The following is a 15,210-nucleotide window of genomic DNA, read 5'->3' as shown; positions in this document are numbered from 1 at the left end:
ATCTGAATTACAGCCGTTTGATCTGCGCGCCGAGCGCGTTCAGTCGTTTATCAATAAACTGATAGCCACGATCAATCTGCTCAACGTTGTCAATTACGCTGCGCCCGTCGGCGGAGAGGGCCGCGATGAGCAGCGCCACTCCCGCCCGGATGTCGGGTGAGGTCATGCTGATGCCATGTAAGCGGTTGCGCTGATCAAGGCCAATCACAGTAGCGCGGTGCGGGTCGCAGAGAATGATTTGCGCACCCATGTCGATGAGCTTGTCAACAAAGAACAACCGCGACTCAAACATCTTCTGGTGAATGAGAACCGTGCCTTTTGCCTGCGTTGCCACCACCAAGATAATGCTGAGCAGATCGGGCGTGAGCCCCGGCCACGTATGATCCGACACGGTTAGGATGCTACCATCCAGGTAAGTGGCAATCTGGTAATGATCCTGGGCAGGAATAAAGATGTCATCGCCCCTAAACTCCAGCTGAATACCCATTTTGCGGAAGGTGTCCGGAATGAGACCAAGCTCCTGAATCTGCGCGTCTTTGATAGTGATTTCGGAGCCGGTCATGGCCGCCAGACCAATGAACGAGCCGATTTCAATCATGTCGGGCAGCATACGGTGCTCCGTGCCGCCCAGGCTTTCCACGCCTTCAATAGTGAGCAGGTTAGAGCCGATACCGTTGATTTTGGCTCCCATACGCACCAGCATTTTGCATAGCTGCTGTAAGTAAGGCTCACAGGCGGCATTGTAAATGGTGGTAATGCCTTCGGCCAACACGGCAGCCATTACAATATTAGCTGTGCCTGTTACCGAAGCTTCATCGAGGAGCATGTAAGTGCCCTGCAGCTTGCCTTCCGTACGAATACGGTAAAAGTCGTTGCCCTCGAGGGTCAATTTGCCCCCCAGCTTCTGCAAGCCCAGAAAGTGCGTATCCAGTGGCCGCCGCCCAATTTTGTCGCCGCCTGGTCTGGGCAGTTGGCATTGACCAAAGCGTGCTAGCATGGGCCCCAAAATCATAACGGAACCGCGTAGGGCGCGGCCCTGGGCTACAAATTCTTCTGAGTCGAGGTAGTCTAGGTTTACGCTGTCAGCCTGAAAAACGTAGGTGTCGGTGGAGAGCTTGCCCACTTTGACGCCCATATCACGCAGCAGCTCGATGAGCTTGTTTACATCGCGGATATCGGGAATGTTGCTAATCGTAACTGGCTCACTGGTAAGCAGTACGGCGCATAATATCTGGAGCGCTTCGTTTTTTGCCCCCTGGGGTATAATCTCGCCTTTGAGCGGGTGTCCGCCAATTACTTCAAAAGAGGCCATTAAAAAAGAAGTTAGAATTCAGGAGCTAGGAGTTAGAAGTGGCGGAGATAGAATGGTTATTTCCCAGATTCCAGCTCCTGACTTGTAACCCCTGGCTCCCTGATAAAAATTACTGGGGCGGTTGCTGTGGTTCCTGGCGCTTTTTGCCACCACGGCGCTGCTTGTCGCGCCGATTGCCGCCACTGCCACTGCGCCGTGGGTCACGGTCGGAGCGGTCGTTGCGGGGCTGGGGTACGATAAAGGGCGCGGGCCGGCCGTTGGTCGCAAACTCAAATAGGTTCTGAGCATCTACCTGAGCCGGATCGAGCTCCAATTTGCCCCCCGACAGCTCTTTCAAATGCTTGAGTATAGTAATGTCCTTCGCATTCTCCTTGCTGTAAGAGCGGTACAGAAACTTCATCGTCCGCCCGATGGCGATGGTCGCCTGCTCGCGCTCCGCCGGGTCTTCCAGCGTCAGTGCCTTTTCAATCATGGCTTCCACGCTGCGGCCGTAGGGCTTCAGCTTGGGCGATTTGCTAGGGTAGGGCACCCGCTTCGGCTGCTGGTGCAGCTGGGCAAGGCTGGTAAGTGGGAATGGGCTGTCTACGTCTAGGTCCTCATCGGCCATTTCGTAGAGATGATTCCATACTTTCTGCTGAGCGTCCGGCTGGTCGCGCAAATTGGCGTTCAGACGAAAGATGAGCTGTACTATCTGATGAGCCCGGCGCGTGCGCTCAGCCTTATCTTCGATAGTACGCAGGGTTTGCACAAGTTGGAAGGTGCTCTGGCCGTATTCGCGCTGGAGCAGCTCGTGCTTATGAGGGGAGGGAAGAGACATGAGAAAAGTTAAAAACTATAAGATCCAGCGCTCCGAAAAGTGCTGGGATGGGCACTGAGTCAAGCCAATTAGCTCAGCACTCGCAATTTGGCAAAACTCAGCAATAACGTCTTCTCACCCACCTCTTCAAATTGAATAATTGCCTTGGTAGAGCCGGCCTGCGTTTCGAGCTTACTCACCGTGCCGAAGCCAAATTTAGGATGTTCTACTCGCTGCCCGGTAGCCAGATTAGAAGTGTCGGAAGGCTGAAAATCGGCCGAAGGCTTGTAGCTGGACGCTACCGTCTTACGCGGAGCGGGCGGAATTAGGTTACTGCGCCGCTCCAAAACGTGCCCAAATGGCGACTCGCCACTGCCCGGACCAGATGAGAACTTGAAATCTACGAATTGCGGATCAATTTCATCCAGAAAACGGCTTTTCTCACAGCTTCGCAGGTTACCCCACTGGTAGCGCGACGTGGCATAGCTAAGCGTAAGCTTTTTTTCTGCCCGCGTGATAGCAACGTAGAAAAGGCGCCGTTCCTCTTCCAGATCGGCCCGCGAGGTAATCATCATCTGGGACGGAAACAGGTTTTCCTCCAACCCCACTATATATACGTTACGGAACTCCAGGCCCTTGGCTGAGTGAATCGTCATCAGCGTTACGGCCTCACCATCCTGCTGCGCGTCTTTGGTATCGGCGTCAGTAACGAGGGCAATATCCTGTAGAAAAGAAGCCAGCGACTTATCATCCCGCTCTGGGTCTTCCGTGTAAGCCTTTATACCATTCAGCAGTTCCTGAATGTTCTCGTAGCGCGAAAGGCCCTCAATGCTTTTGTCGGCATAGAGTTCCTCAATCATACCGGAGTTTTTTGCGATAAACTTTGCCGCTTCAAACGCATCTTCTTTGCCAGCAATTACGGCGTAGCTTTTAATCTGCTCCGCAAACTGCGTGATGGCACCCGAAAGCCGTGCCCCCAAAAAGGAGGTCGCATTGGCTACTACTTCCCACAGCGTGTGGTTGGTTTCCTCGGCCGTGTTGATGAGCTTGCTCACCGTCGTGTCGCCGATGCCGCGCTTGGGGTAGTTGATAACGCGGCGTAGCGCCTGCTCGTCGTTCGGGTTCACCGTGAGGCGCAAGTAGGCCACCAGGTCCTTGATTTCTTTCCGTTGGTAGAAAGAAAGGCCCCCCACAATCTTGTACTTGATATTCAGCTTGCGCAGGGCTTCTTCCATTGCCCGGCTTTGGGCATTGGTGCGGTAGAGAATCGCGAAATGATCGTACGACAAGTGTAGATTCATCTTGTCCTCGAAGATGGAGTTGGCAATCAGCTTGCCTTCCTCATTATCTGAGGCCGCCTTGAGCACTTCGATCAGCGTGCCTTCCTCGTTCTCCGAGAAAACGTCTTTGCGCAGCTGCGCTTTGTTGTTCTTAATGACCGAGTTAGCCGCTTTTACAATGTTCTTGGTAGAGCGGTAGTTCTGCTCTAGCTTGAACACTTCCAGTTCGGGGTAATCCTTCTCGAAGTTGAGAATATTGGTAATATCTGCCCCCCGGAAAGCATAAATGCTCTGCGCATCATCGCCGACCACGCAAATGTTCCGCTCCTTGGCCGCCAGCTTGCGCGTAATCAGGTACTGCGAGTAGTTCGTGTCCTGATACTCGTCCACCATCACGTACCGGAATATATTCTGGTACTTGTTCAGCGCCTCCGGATGGTCTTTAAACAGCACGTTGGTATTGAACAGCAAGTCGTCGAAGTCCATGGCGCCGGCTTTAAAGCACCGCGACTGATATTGCTGATAAATCACGCCGATTTTAGGGCGCAAAGCAGCTTCATCGTCCTGCCTGATGACCGGGTCGTTAAGGTACTGCTGCACCGAAATCAGCTTGTTTTTGGCCGATGAGATGCGCCCCAGCACCATACTAGGCTTATAGAGCTTGTCGTCGAGGTCCAGCTCCTTTACAATCTGCGATACCAGCGTTTTGGAATCCTGGGTGTCGTAGATGGTAAAGTGACGCGGAAAGCCAATTTTTTCGGCTTCGGAGCGCAGAATGCGGGCAAAAATGCTGTGGAAGGTGCCCATCCACACATTCTTCGCCTCCGGACCTACTACTTTTTCAATGCGGGCGCGCATTTCCTTGGCTGCCTTATTAGTAAAAGTCAGGGCCAGGATGTTGAACGGGTCGACGCCTTTCTCCAGCAAATGCGCGATACGATACGTCAGTACGCGCGTTTTGCCGGAACCAGCACCGGCTATAATCATGCAGGGGCCTTCCGTTTGGAGCACGGCAGCAGCCTGCGAAGGATTCAGTAAGGTATGATAATCTAATGCCATTCTTTCAAGTAAACCGGCTCGTTGGCGAAGGAACAAAGGTAAGGTTTTGCCCCCCAGGAAACCAGAAAGCACCTGTTCGGGGTTATCTTTGTCCATTCATTTCTCTCGGGACTTTATTTGTGGCTGGCATCATCGCTCCACCCGTTAGGTGGAGTCAAAAAAGCCCCCCAGAAGGTTCTGCCTCGCATTCCCATGATTATTATACAGAACACTGTCATCTCCGATGACGTTCGCGACAATTTCTTTGTTTGCAATCTGGAAGTTTGCAAAGGCGCGTGCTGCGTGGAAGGCGACCTCGGCGCTCCTCTAGAAGAAGCTGAGCTAGCCATTCTGGAAGCCGAATACGCCAGCATCAAGCCTTTTCTTACTGAAGCCGGCCAGCAGGCAATCGAGCAACAAGGCCTTTACATCAAAGATTGGGAAGGTGATTTCAGCACCACCACCATCAATGACCGAGAGTGCGCCTATGCCCTCTATGATGAGCGTGGCATACTGAAGTGTGGCATTGAACAGGCCTATCTGGCCGGCGCCACCAGCTTCAAAAAACCTGTCAGCTGCCATTTGTACCCCATTCGTATCAGCAAGTACGACGGGTTCGAAGCCCTGAACTACGATCGGTGGGGCATCTGCAATCCTGCCTGCTCCTTCGGTGCCGAGCTGGGGGTACGGGTATATCAGTTTCTGAAGGAGCCCCTAATTCGCAAGTATGGCGAAGAATGGTACGATGAATTGGTGCACGAAATAGAGCAGCCTAGCGCATAACATAACCAAGAAAAAGCCCCCCAGAATAGTTCTGGGGGGCTTTTTCTTGGTTATGAACTAGAAATTCTGGCTAAACAGTCGAAAAGTCAAACGTATCCAGAAACGCAGTTGTGAAGTTGCCGTCCTTAAAGCTTTGGTTGTCCATCAAAGCCAGGTGAAACGGAATGGTGGTTTTCACGCCTTCCACTACAAACTCACTTAAGGCGCGCTTCATTTTTACAATGCATTCTTCCCGCGTCTGAGCAGTGGTGATAAGCTTGGCTATCATCGAATCGTAGTTCGGCGGAATGGTGTAGCCAGCGTACACATGCGTATCAACCCTAACGCCGTGGCCGCCCGGAATATGCAGCGTTGTAATCTTGCCAGGAGCAGGGCGGAAGTTATTACGCGGGTCTTCCGCATTGATGCGGCATTCCATGGCATGCATCTTAGGCTCGTAGTTATTGCCCGAGATAGGCACGCCCGCTGCAACCTTAATCTGCTCTTTAATCAGGTCATAGTTGATGATTTCCTCCGTTACAGGGTGCTCTACCTGAATGCGGGTATTCATCTCCATGAAATAGAAATCGCGGTTTTTATCAACTAAAAACTCGATCGTCCCTACTCCCTCGTAGCGAATAGATTTGGCGCCGGCTACGGCAGCATTGCCCATTTTCTTGCGTAGGTCCTTGGTCATGAAAGGAGAGGGAGCTTCTTCCACGAGCTTCTGGTGGCGTCGCTGAATGCTGCAATCACGCTCAGAAAGGTGAGCGGCACGGCCAAATTGGTCCCCAACGATCTGGATTTCGATATGGCGCGGCTCTTCTACAAACTTCTCAAGGTAGATACCATCGTTACCGAAAGCTGCTTTGGCCTCCGTGCGGGCATCGTGCCAACCTTTCTCCAACTCTTCGTCGGTGCGGGCCACGCGCATGCCGCGTCCGCCGCCTCCGGCCGTAGCTTTCAGAATAACCGGATACTTGATTTTGTGCGCAATTTTCAGCGCATCCTGTAAGGAATCAAGTAGGCCTTCCGAACCAGGAATGGTTGGCACTCCGGCTTTTTTCATGGTCGCTTTAGCCGAAGCCTTGTCGCCCATGCTATTGATCATTTCAGGCGATGCACCAATGAATTTGATACCGTTTTCCTGGCAGATACGGGAAAATTCCGCGTTTTCCGACAGAAAGCCATAGCCAGGGTGAATGGCATCAGCGTTGGTGATTTCTGCCGCAGCAATCAAAGTTGGGATATTCAGATACGACTGGGCGCTGGCAGGAGGACCAATGCACACTGCCTCATCAGCAAAGCGTACGTGAAGGCTTTCCTTATCAGCAGTGGAGTATACGGCTACCGTTTTGATACCCATTTCCTTGCACGTGCGGATAATGCGCAAGGCAATTTCACCCCGGTTAGCAATCAGTATTTTTTTAAACATGATGGTTAAGGTCTGGGAGCAACTAGATTGGGAGCTTGATTGAAAAGGAAAGGTCTTGGTAGCTTAAGATATTTGTGCAAGTCATCCGACTCGCCAAAACCTAAGCTACCAAGACCTCAAGGCCCAAAAATTACATTGGCTCGATCAGGAATAGGGGCTGATCGTATTCTACCGGAGAGGAGTTCTCTACCAATGCCTTTACAATACGGCCTGAAGCTTCTGCCTCAATCTCATTGAACAGCTTCATGGCTTCAATAATACAAATGACCTGACCTTTTTCGACCATGTCACCCACGTTCACAAAAGCAGGTGAATCGGGGCTGTTGGAACGATAGAAAGTGCCGATCATAGGGGCTTTCAGCGCCTGATAATTAGCCTCAGAAGGCTCACTAGCAGTAGTAGCAGGCGTAGTGGTGATGGGTGCGGGTGAAGAAACAGGAGCAGCTACTGGGGCCGGCGCCTGAGGCGCAGCCGCCGGGGCGGGCACAGCCATCGATGTGCTGATTACCGGCTTATAGCTGGGGTCGCGCTGTACTGAGATCTTGAATTCCTCAGTTTCGATGTTGACTTTGTTCAAACCCGATTTGGCGATGAAATCGAGCAATTCCTGTAGTTCTTTGGCTTTCATAGCAGGCTGCTTCTGCGGCGACTTATTTAACTCTTTCGACATAGGAGTAGTCGCGGGTATCCACGCGAATTTTTTCGTCCTGATTGATGAACAATGGTACCTGGATACGGGCACCTGTTTCCACCGTTGCGGGCTTAAGCGTATTTGTGGCTGTATCACCTCGCAAACCAGGCTCGGTATACGTTACCACCAGTTCTACTGTCGTTGGCAATTCAGCGGTAAGCGGCTGCTCTGTTTCAGCGTGAAACAAAATCGTGACTTCCTGCCCATCCTTTAGCAAATCGGCGAAGGGCACCATTGCTTCAGGCAATGTTACCTGCTCAAAATCTTCCTTATTCATGAAGTTGAAGCCGTACTCATCCTTGTACAGGAATTGGTGAGGACGTTGCTCCACCCGAGCGGTTTCTACCTTCACACCTGCATTAAAGGTGTTATCAATTACACGCCCGGTTTTAATGTTGCGCAATTTAGTGCGTACAAAGGCTGGGCCCTTTCCAGGCTTCACGTGTTGAAACTCGGTAATAACGTGCAACTCGTTGTTGTAATTCAGGACGAGGCCGTTACGGAAGTCTGCGGTGGTGGCCATTTTTTAGATACTGGTTATTGATGGTTAAAAGCTGAATGTGTCGCTGGATTGCTTAGATAAAGCCGTAGGCAGAATCTACTCAATCGTTAACGTACTAAGCTCAGCATTTCCGAAAGTGCAAGTATAGAGTTTTTCTGCGTGCAGTTGACTAATCAGACTATTTACTGGATAGTCTTAGTATCGTATGCCCATTTGAGGTATAATGACCCCCAGGTGAATCCTCCACCGAATGCGGCAATAATAAGGTTATCGCCTTTATGTAATTGGCTCTCGTAATCGGCTAGGCAAAGAGGAATGGTACCGTTAGTGGTGTTGCCATAGCGATGAATGTTAAGCATCACCTTTTCGGGGCCGACACCCATCCGATGAGCTGTTGCGTCAATTATACGCTTGTTGGCTTGGTGCGGCACCAGCCAGGCTACATCATTGGCCGTGAGCTGATTGCGCTCCATTACTTGAGCAGCTACTTCAGCCATGTTTTTCACGGCAAATTTGAACACCGTTCCTCCCTCTTGGTATACGAAGTGTTCCCGGCCTGCAACAGTTTCTGCCGACGGAGGACGACGGCTGCCGCCTGCCTTTTGATGCAAGAATGGCTCACCGTTGCCGTCAGAGCAAAGCTTCTGATCGAGTAACCCCAAACCATCAGTATTAGGCTCTAAAAGAACTGCACCCGCACCATCGCCGAAAATAATGCAGGTAGAACGGTCGGTATAGTCAATGATGCTCGACATCTTGTCGGCACCTACGATGATCACCTTTTTATAAGTGCCAGTCTGAATAAACTGGGCACCCGTAGCTAGAGCAAACATAAAGCCCGAGCAGGCAGCCTGCATATCGTAGCTGAACGCGTTTTTGGTCCCTACAGCCGCTGAGATGATATTAGCGGTAGCAGGAAATACTAAATCGGGGGTAGTAGTAGCGCAGATAATTAGGTCAATATCCTCGGCTTTGGTGCCTGTCTTTGCTAGCAATTGCTCAACGGCTTTTATCCCCATAACGGAGGTGCCTTGTCCTTCGCCTTTCAGGATGTGCCGCTCCTGTATGCCTGTGCGACTTAGAATCCACTCGTCGGTAGTATCCACCAGGGTTTCAAGCTCCTTGTTGGTGAGTACGTAGTCGGGTACATAGGCACCCACTCCGGTGATAGCGGCAGTTATTTTCATCGAGAAAGACGGACGTAGGCGGCAAAAAAAGTCCGGCCAGAGCCGGACTTAGTCACTAGGACTTAAAGGTGCTCTTTATTTGGTCTGAAATACCAGACTCGGCCATTTTGTAACCCTGTAAGAGCATATTACAAATAGCCAGCGGCGTACTCACTCCGTGCCCAATGATGGCGTTGTCATTTATGCCCAAAATAGGACTGCCACCAAAAGCCTCATAATTGAAGTTGTCGAAGAAGGGGTCGTGCATCTTCTTCTCATTCAGAATCTCATAAATGGATTCTGCCATCTTCAAGACTACGTTGCCTGTGTAGCCGTCGCAGATGATTACGTCGGCTTTGGAGTTGAAAAGGTCGCGCCCTTCAATATTGCCGATAAACTGCACGTGCGGATTTACCTTCAATAATTGATAAGCAGCCTGCGTCAAGGCTGTGCCTTTGCCCTCTTCCTCGCCTAGGTTCATCAAACCCACTTTAGGGGCTTCAATACCTAACACATAGTGCGCATAGAGAGAGCCCAGTTCGCCAAATTGCTCGAGCATTTCTGGTTTACACTCCGCATTGGCTCCCACATCTAACAAAATGCCTTGCCCACCTGCTAGCTTCGGAACAAAGTTCGCAATGGCTGGCCGCAATACGCCGGGTACAGCTTTTACGCTGAACATAGCGCCTACGAGCATGGCACCTGTGCTACCGGCTGAGCAGAATGCATCTAACTCGCCGGCATGCAACATTCGATAACCCACGGCAATACTGGAATCCTGCTTCTGCTGGTAGGCTTTGGCAGGATGCTCACCCATTGCAATTACTTGCGTGGCCGGGATAAAGATGAGGTCGGCAGCGGCGGCGCCGTGCTGTTGGAGCAAAGGGCGCACGGCCTCTTCCTGGCCGATGAGCACAATCTGAGCCGCACCGTTTAGCTGTTGGGCAGCCATTACGGCGCCATCGACGGCAGCCTGGGGGGCAAAATCGCCCCCCATTGCGTCCAGGGCTATCTTCATGTACAGGAAATCAAGGGGAGTACGGAGTCGAAATGGCGGGCTGGCAGGCAGACGCTACCAGCAAAGCGAGGCTTATTCTTCGTCCTCGGTTGGGGCAGCGGCAGCGGCGATAGGAGCGAAGTCCTTTACTGCTACTTTACCGTGCAGATATAAGTCGCCATCTACTACATACGCTTTGTGACGCAAGTGAGTCTCGCCAGTAGTCTGGCAGATAGAAATAGCCTTGGGAGTCAGCTTATCGTGGGTGCGACGCTTGTCGCGGCGGGCTTTGGAGGTTCGGCGCTTAGGATGTGCCATGGTAAATTATGAAAGTTGAATGTGAACTTAAAAGGGAGAAAATCGAATTGACGAGTAATCTTAATTCAGATTGCGGAGCGCATCCCAACGTGGGTCGGAATCGTCTTCGTCCTCATCGTCGGCCTGTCGGGTCGTGAAAATTAGCTTGGCGTCAGCGTCCGGATTATCGTCGGGCTCGTTCTGAAAACGTGGATGCAGCTTCTTCATCGGAATAGCTAACCCGATGTAGTCGAACAAGTGCTGCGCAATTGGGAGAGTTTGAGTATCGGGCGTGATTTGCAGCACGTCGTCGTCCAACTCCAGGTATTGATCCCCGAAGCGTACGCGCAATTGGTGGCGCACATCAATAGGTTGATCAAAATCTTCCAGGCTCCGGTCGCAAATAAGGCGGACAGTGCCCTTGATGTGAAAGTCGAGCGTCAGCAGCAAATCTGTTTTGGTCAGCTCCACATCAGCATGAAGTTGACCATCCTGAATCAGCTGTTGATCAAACTGCTCGAAAAACGCTTTGCCCAGCTCGAACGCAAAATGATGCGTTTTATGGGCCAGTTTAGCAATAGCTATGTCGTATTGCGAGTCCTTCTTCACGGTTGAGATTTATAGCAGGGGGCAAAAGTAGGAAGATTTTGCCGTTTTTTAAAGCAGGGAAGCAGTATGGAGCAGCTAAGCGTTTTTCAGAATGAAATCGGAAGGGATGCCGAGTCGCTCGTACAGGCGTTTGGCCAGATCGAGTGAAACGCGGCGCTTGCCACTCAGAATCTGGGAGAGACGTCCGGCGGGCACTTCCAGTAGTTGCGCCAAATCTTTCTGCTTGAGGCGCATCTGCTGGCGTTTGAGCTCAATCATCTCAGCCAGTGAGGTTGGCAGATTAGGAATGGGAAGCAGTCCTAACTTGCTTTCATAGGTGTCGATACTCATGATCAACTCCCGAAACTCGGCTTCTAGTGCGGCGTTGCCCTCTACTCCAGCGGTTGCCAGCGCGTCAAGGCGACGCAGGGCAATGCGGTAGTCGGTAGGGGTTTGAAGAACCATGAAAACGAGATAAAAGCAAAACGGAACCGAACCGGCTCCGCTCATTCCTGCTACAAAATTACGGCTGAATTTTAAAAGAACAAATTATATTTCGTTTATAGAAAGAAAGTTTCGCTTTCGTGCCAAGCTTTTAGCAGTAAGGCTGAACAGCCTCAGTAAGATATTCTATATAAAAAAAGCCCCCCAGAGCAATGCTGGGGGGCTTTTAGTGTTATCTGCTAACGACGTTTCTCTACTACTAGGCCTTGCCGTTGGCGAACTAAGTCGCAGGCTAGATAAAGTGCTTCCCGGAACGAGGTTTCATCCGCTTTGAATGTGCCCGCCAATCCGTAGGCTGTGCCATGGTCGGGAGAAGTGCGCACTATGGGTAAGCCGGCCGTAAAGTTGACTCCCCGCTCGAAAGCTAGCGTTTTGAATGGAATCAAACCCTGATCGTGGTACAACGCTAGCGTCGCATCGAATTGGTGGTATTGGCGAGTACCGAAGTAGCCGTCGGCAGGGAAGGGGCCATAAACCAAATGGCCTTCTTCCAGTAATTGCTGAATGACGGGCGTCACGATATCAGCTTCTTCAGTGCCTAGCAAGCCTTTCTCCCCAGCATGCGGGTTCAGGCCCAATACAGCTACACGAGGCTTCTGAATTCCAAAATCCTGACGCAGAGAAGTCAGCAAAATCCGCAGCTTCTTGGTTAAAAGCTCCTTTGTTACTCTGCCTGAAACGTCTTTCAATGGAATGTGACCCGTGACGGTGGCCACGCGTAAATCTTCACTTACCAAGAACATCAGGCTCTCGGGAGCCCCGAAAAAGCTGGTTAGGAACTCAGTATGACCGGGGTAGCGGAAGTCGTCGGCCTGGGTGTTCTCCTTACTAATGGGTGCCGTTACGATGCCATCCAGCAACCCTTCTTTCAAGTCGCGGCAAGCGGCCAACAACGATTGCCGGGCGGCGGCACCGCTCGCTGCGCTGGGCTGACCAGGCGTGAGCACAAAGTCTTCGTCCCAACAGGTAACGGCGTTGGGCTTGCCGGTGGCAATGTCGGCGGCGGCACGTACCTGGCGGAAGGTTAACGGCTCGGTGTGCTCTTCCGTGGGGAAATCGTCGAATAGCACCGTGGCCGTGCCGTAAACTACCGGCGTGCAGTATTTAAGCAAGCGCACATCGCGCAGGGTTTTGTAAATGATTTCGGGTCCGATACCGGCAAGGTCGCCGACAGAAATGCCGAGGCGTGGCAATTGGGACATGGAGAGGAGCTAGCGAATGTAGAGGAGTGAACTCCTCACTTTAAGAAGAAAACAAAGAGCGTGGGGCATTAATACGTGCTTTTCAAAAAGTCATATAGCAGCCGCACGCTGGTGCCTGTGCCGCCTTTGCCACGGTAGCTGTCGGGGGCAGTGAGGAAGGCTGGGCCGGCAATGTCCAAGTGAATCCAGGGCGTGCCTTCGATGAAGCGCTCCAGGAATTTGCCCGCTGAGATGGCTCCTGCTTCAGCTTTGCCTAAGTTGTTGATGTCGGCAATATCGGACTTGATATGCTCGGCGTACTCTTCCCACAGCGGCAGCTCCACGATGCGCTCGTGCGTGCGGTTGCCCGCTTGCTTAAGCTGAAGCATGCGCTCATCGCCAGCGGTGCCCATCGCTACTAGGCCTTCTTTACCAACAGCGCGAGCCGCGGAGCCGGTAAGGGTGGCAATGTCGAAAACCAGCTCCGGCTCATATTTGCGGGCGAAGCTGAGGGCATCGGCCAAAATCAGACGGCCTTCCGCGTCGGTATTGAGAACTTCAACCGTGAGGCCGCTGTGCATTTCGAGTACGTCGCCGGGCACGAAGGCCAAGCCACCAGGCCGGTTGTCGGTGGCGGGCACCAGGCCGATTACGTGCAGGGGTATTTTATTTTTGGCCAGCGCATACAGCACGCCCGTTACGGCCGCGCCGCCCGCCATATCGCACTTCATCATGTCCATGGAGCTGGGCGTAGGCTTCAGGCTGAGTCCACCCGTGTCGAACACTACGCCCTTGCCTACCAGCACGTAAGGCTTCGCGTTTTTGGCCCCCTCCGGCTTGTACTCCATTATAGTGAAGGTCGGCGGCTCGGGGCTGCCCAGATTTACGGCAATCAGTCCGCCCATGCGCAGTGCTTCGATACGGGCAAGGTCCAGAATGTCGGTATGAAAACCGGCTTCTTCACCCGCCGCCGCCATGCGCTCCGCAAATTGAACGGCATTGAGGCGGTTGAGCGGCTCATTAACAAGGTCACGGGCCAAAGACACGCCTTGCAGTACGCCTACTAGTTCCTGAACCGTTTCGGCCTGAAGGTTGGTGCCCACCAGATTTACTTTGGTCAGGGGGGCATTTTGCCGTGATTTCTCGTCTGTTTTATAGCCCCCAAACTGATAAGCAGTCAGGTAGATACCTTCAGCCAGTGGTAGCGCACCCGTGCCATCGGTGGTCAGATCCTGAATGAAAAGCTCCCCAACTTTATCCGCTTTAAGCGAAGCATGCAGCTTGTGGCCAGCCTTGCGCAAGTCTTCCGCTTCCAGCTCAGGAGTGGCTTTGGAGGCGGCTACTATAAAGTAGTGCCGATGGGAGAAGTGATTGACAGTGATAAGCTTATTGTCGGCGGCGAGTTGCTCGTGCACATAGTTCCGGGCCGCCTCAGGCAGGTCGGTGAGGGCGCTGGGGGGCAAATCGCGAGTACCGGCGGGTAGCACGAAAACAGTATCGGCACCAGCGGGCACCGTGGAGGCGTACGTGAGTTGAAGGGCCATAAACAGCAGAAGGGCGGAAGTGAAGGTCAGAAGCCCACCGACAGGCGTATCTTTGGGCGCCGCAAGGTAAGCAGAAGGAAGGAGCTAGGAGTCAGAAGTCAGAAGTTAGGATTACCCAAATTCCTTCTTCTCATTTCTTTACTTTTTATGCTTAACTCTTTCTTCCGGCTCCTTGCTTCTAGCTTCTGACTCCTAGCTCCTTCCTTCTGTGGACCACGTTAGCCCCAAAAAACACCTCGGTCAACACTTCCTGGCCGACCCCAATATTGCCCGCAATATCGTGGACGCTTTGCGTTTGCCCGATGGAGTGGCTCACGTGCTCGAAATTGGCCCCGGCATGGGCGTACTCACCGGGAATCTGTTGCAGAACCCTGCCTACGAAACGAGTGTAGTGGAAATTGACCGGGAGTCGGTGGCTTATCTGGAACGCAATTTCCCCTCGCTTGGGGGGCGAATTATCTCCGCCGACTTTCTGCGGCAGGATCTGAGCCAGCTATTTCCGGGTAAGCCGCTGAGCATCATTGGCAATTTTCCTTATAACATATCTACCCAGATTTACTTTCAGGTGCTGGCTCACCGGCAGCAGGTGCGGGAGGTGGTGGGCATGTTGCAAAAGGAAGTGGCTGAGCGCATTGCTGAGCCGCCGGGCTCTAAAGCATATGGAATTCTGAGTGTGCTGGTGCAGGCGTTTTATACCGTGGAAATGCTGTTCGCGGTGCCGCCCCACGTGTTTGTGCCGCCGCCCAAAGTGCAGTCGGCCGTCATTCGGCTTACCCGCAACACCACCGAGCATCTGGATTGCGATGAGAAGCTGTTTTTCCGGGTAGTAAAGCAGGCCTTTCAGACCCGCCGCAAGACGTTACGCAATGCGTTAAAGCCATTCGGTTTGCCCCCAGAGGCCACTGCTGATCCTATTTTTGATAAGCGTGCTGAGCAGTTAGGTGTAGCTGAGTTTGTGGGCCTGACAAAGCTGGTAGAACAGCATCAGCAGAATGAGGCCCAAGCTGCGGAGGAAGCATAGCTGGCTTTAATATTTTTATTCAATGCTTATCACCTATAAGGTGGGTAGGTATTCGCTCGGTAGTAGGGAGTATATCCTGAAAACGGTAAAAACCAC

Annotated in this window: 15 protein-coding genes; 2 read left to right on the top strand and 13 right to left on the bottom strand. The window is 52.4% G+C overall.

The features are described 5' to 3' along the window. Window positions 1-7: 7 nt before the first annotated feature. The 3 genes from murA to IEW06_RS09355 all read right to left on the bottom strand — a co-directional run bounded on the left by murA (window position 8) and on the right by IEW06_RS09355 (window position 4,447). Complete coding sequence (gene murA, locus IEW06_RS09365; RefSeq protein ID WP_187732303.1) at window positions 8-1,312, bottom strand: UDP-N-acetylglucosamine 1-carboxyvinyltransferase; 1,305 nt, start codon at window positions 1,310-1,312, stop codon at window positions 8-10. Window positions 1,313-1,421: 109 nt separating this feature from the next. After that, window positions 1,422-2,129, bottom strand: a complete 708-nt coding sequence (locus IEW06_RS09360) for a DUF4290 domain-containing protein (protein ID WP_187732302.1) — start codon at window positions 2,127-2,129, stop codon at window positions 1,422-1,424. A 68-nt stretch (window positions 2,130-2,197) separates the two neighbouring features. Continuing rightward, complete coding sequence (locus IEW06_RS09355) at window positions 2,198-4,447, bottom strand: ATP-dependent helicase (RefSeq protein ID WP_187732301.1); 2,250 nt, start codon at window positions 4,445-4,447, stop codon at window positions 2,198-2,200. Between the two features lie 192 nt (window positions 4,448-4,639). On the opposite strand from IEW06_RS09355, the gene IEW06_RS09350 reads away from it, so the two are divergent. Beyond that, entirely contained in the window at window positions 4,640-5,209 is a 570-nt protein-coding gene (locus tag IEW06_RS09350) for a DUF3109 family protein (RefSeq protein ID WP_187732300.1), read from the top strand. A 70-nt stretch (window positions 5,210-5,279) separates the two neighbouring features. Here IEW06_RS09350 and accC read toward each other — a convergent pair whose 3' ends face one another. From accC to IEW06_RS09300, 10 genes are all read right to left on the bottom strand, one after another. Then, window positions 5,280-6,623 (bottom strand): acetyl-CoA carboxylase biotin carboxylase subunit, encoded by a 1,344-nt coding sequence (gene accC / locus IEW06_RS09345; RefSeq protein ID WP_187732299.1) that lies wholly within the window; start codon window positions 6,621-6,623, stop codon window positions 5,280-5,282. A gap of 130 nt (window positions 6,624-6,753) precedes the next feature. Continuing rightward, window positions 6,754-7,251: an acetyl-CoA carboxylase biotin carboxyl carrier protein gene (gene accB, locus IEW06_RS09340; protein ID WP_187734347.1), complete on the bottom strand. Its 498-nt coding sequence runs from the start codon at window positions 7,249-7,251 to the stop codon at window positions 6,754-6,756. A gap of 22 nt (window positions 7,252-7,273) precedes the next feature. Further along, a complete protein-coding gene (gene efp / locus IEW06_RS09335) occupies window positions 7,274-7,837 on the bottom strand; it encodes an elongation factor P (protein WP_133273208.1) in 564 nt (187 codons plus the stop codon). Window positions 7,838-7,998: 161 nt separating this feature from the next. Beyond that, window positions 7,999-9,003, bottom strand: a complete 1,005-nt coding sequence (locus IEW06_RS09330; RefSeq protein ID WP_187732298.1) for a beta-ketoacyl-ACP synthase III — start codon at window positions 9,001-9,003, stop codon at window positions 7,999-8,001. A 55-nt stretch (window positions 9,004-9,058) separates the two neighbouring features. Then, window positions 9,059-10,000, bottom strand: a complete 942-nt coding sequence (gene plsX, locus IEW06_RS09325) for a phosphate acyltransferase PlsX (protein ID WP_187732297.1) — start codon at window positions 9,998-10,000, stop codon at window positions 9,059-9,061. Between the two features lie 72 nt (window positions 10,001-10,072). Then, window positions 10,073-10,297, bottom strand: a complete 225-nt coding sequence (gene rpmF / locus IEW06_RS09320) for a 50S ribosomal protein L32 (RefSeq protein WP_187732296.1) — start codon at window positions 10,295-10,297, stop codon at window positions 10,073-10,075. 60 nt (window positions 10,298-10,357) lie between these two features. Then, entirely contained in the window at window positions 10,358-10,885 is a 528-nt protein-coding gene (locus tag IEW06_RS09315; protein WP_187732295.1) for a YceD family protein, read from the bottom strand. Between the two features lie 75 nt (window positions 10,886-10,960). Beyond that, entirely contained in the window at window positions 10,961-11,329 is a 369-nt protein-coding gene (locus IEW06_RS09310; protein ID WP_187732294.1) for a helix-turn-helix domain-containing protein, read from the bottom strand. Between the two features lie 218 nt (window positions 11,330-11,547). Further along, window positions 11,548-12,570: a 4-hydroxythreonine-4-phosphate dehydrogenase PdxA gene (gene pdxA, locus IEW06_RS09305; RefSeq protein WP_187732293.1), complete on the bottom strand. Its 1,023-nt coding sequence runs from the start codon at window positions 12,568-12,570 to the stop codon at window positions 11,548-11,550. 68 nt (window positions 12,571-12,638) lie between these two features. After that, window positions 12,639-14,093, bottom strand: coding sequence for a leucyl aminopeptidase family protein (locus IEW06_RS09300; RefSeq protein WP_188548164.1), 1,455 nt, complete (start codon window positions 14,091-14,093; stop codon window positions 12,639-12,641). A gap of 208 nt (window positions 14,094-14,301) precedes the next feature. Here IEW06_RS09300 and rsmA point away from each other — a divergent pair, with 208 nt between their 5' ends. After that, a complete protein-coding gene (gene rsmA / locus IEW06_RS09295) occupies window positions 14,302-15,114 on the top strand; it encodes a 16S rRNA (adenine(1518)-N(6)/adenine(1519)-N(6))-dimethyltransferase RsmA (RefSeq protein ID WP_187732292.1) in 813 nt (270 codons plus the stop codon). Window positions 15,115-15,210: the final 96 nt, after the last annotated feature.

It is taken from the genome of Hymenobacter qilianensis (genome assembly GCF_014638675.1).
GTDB classification, from domain to species: Bacteria; Bacteroidota; Bacteroidia; order Cytophagales; family Hymenobacteraceae; genus Hymenobacter; species Hymenobacter qilianensis.
Note: the sequence above shows the minus strand (reverse complement) of the source record. Positions and strands in the feature narration are given on the sequence as shown.

Excerpts from the sequence above, each read along its gene's own strand:
- plsX (WP_187732297.1), bottom strand. The coding sequence starts at position 10,000 with ATGAAGATAGCCCTGGACGCAATGGGGGGCGATTTTGCCCCCCAGGCT.
- rpmF (WP_187732296.1), bottom strand. The coding sequence starts at position 10,297 with ATGGCACATCCTAAGCGCCGAACCTCCAAAGCCCGCCGCGACAAGCGT.
- IEW06_RS09360 (WP_187732302.1), bottom strand. The coding sequence starts at position 2,129 with ATGTCTCTTCCCTCCCCTCATAAGCACGAGCTGCTCCAGCGCGAATAC.
- efp (WP_133273208.1), bottom strand. The coding sequence starts at position 7,837 with ATGGCCACCACCGCAGACTTCCGTAACGGCCTCGTCCTGAATTACAAC.
- accB (WP_187734347.1), bottom strand. The coding sequence starts at position 7,251 with ATGAAAGCCAAAGAACTACAGGAATTGCTCGATTTCATCGCCAAATCG.
- pdxA (WP_187732293.1), bottom strand. The coding sequence starts at position 12,570 with ATGTCCCAATTGCCACGCCTCGGCATTTCTGTCGGCGACCTTGCCGGT.
- IEW06_RS09350 (WP_187732300.1), top strand. The coding sequence starts at position 4,640 with ATGATTATTATACAGAACACTGTCATCTCCGATGACGTTCGCGACAAT.
- IEW06_RS09310 (WP_187732294.1), bottom strand. The coding sequence starts at position 11,329 with ATGGTTCTTCAAACCCCTACCGACTACCGCATTGCCCTGCGTCGCCTT.
- accC (WP_187732299.1), bottom strand. The coding sequence starts at position 6,623 with ATGTTTAAAAAAATACTGATTGCTAACCGGGGTGAAATTGCCTTGCGC.
- murA (WP_187732303.1), bottom strand. The coding sequence starts at position 1,312 with ATGGCCTCTTTTGAAGTAATTGGCGGACACCCGCTCAAAGGCGAGATT.
- IEW06_RS09330 (WP_187732298.1), bottom strand. The coding sequence starts at position 9,003 with ATGAAAATAACTGCCGCTATCACCGGAGTGGGTGCCTATGTACCCGAC.
- IEW06_RS09300 (WP_188548164.1), bottom strand. The coding sequence starts at position 14,093 with ATGGCCCTTCAACTCACGTACGCCTCCACGGTGCCCGCTGGTGCCGAT.
- IEW06_RS09355 (WP_187732301.1), bottom strand. The coding sequence starts at position 4,447 with ATGGCATTAGATTATCATACCTTACTGAATCCTTCGCAGGCTGCTGCC.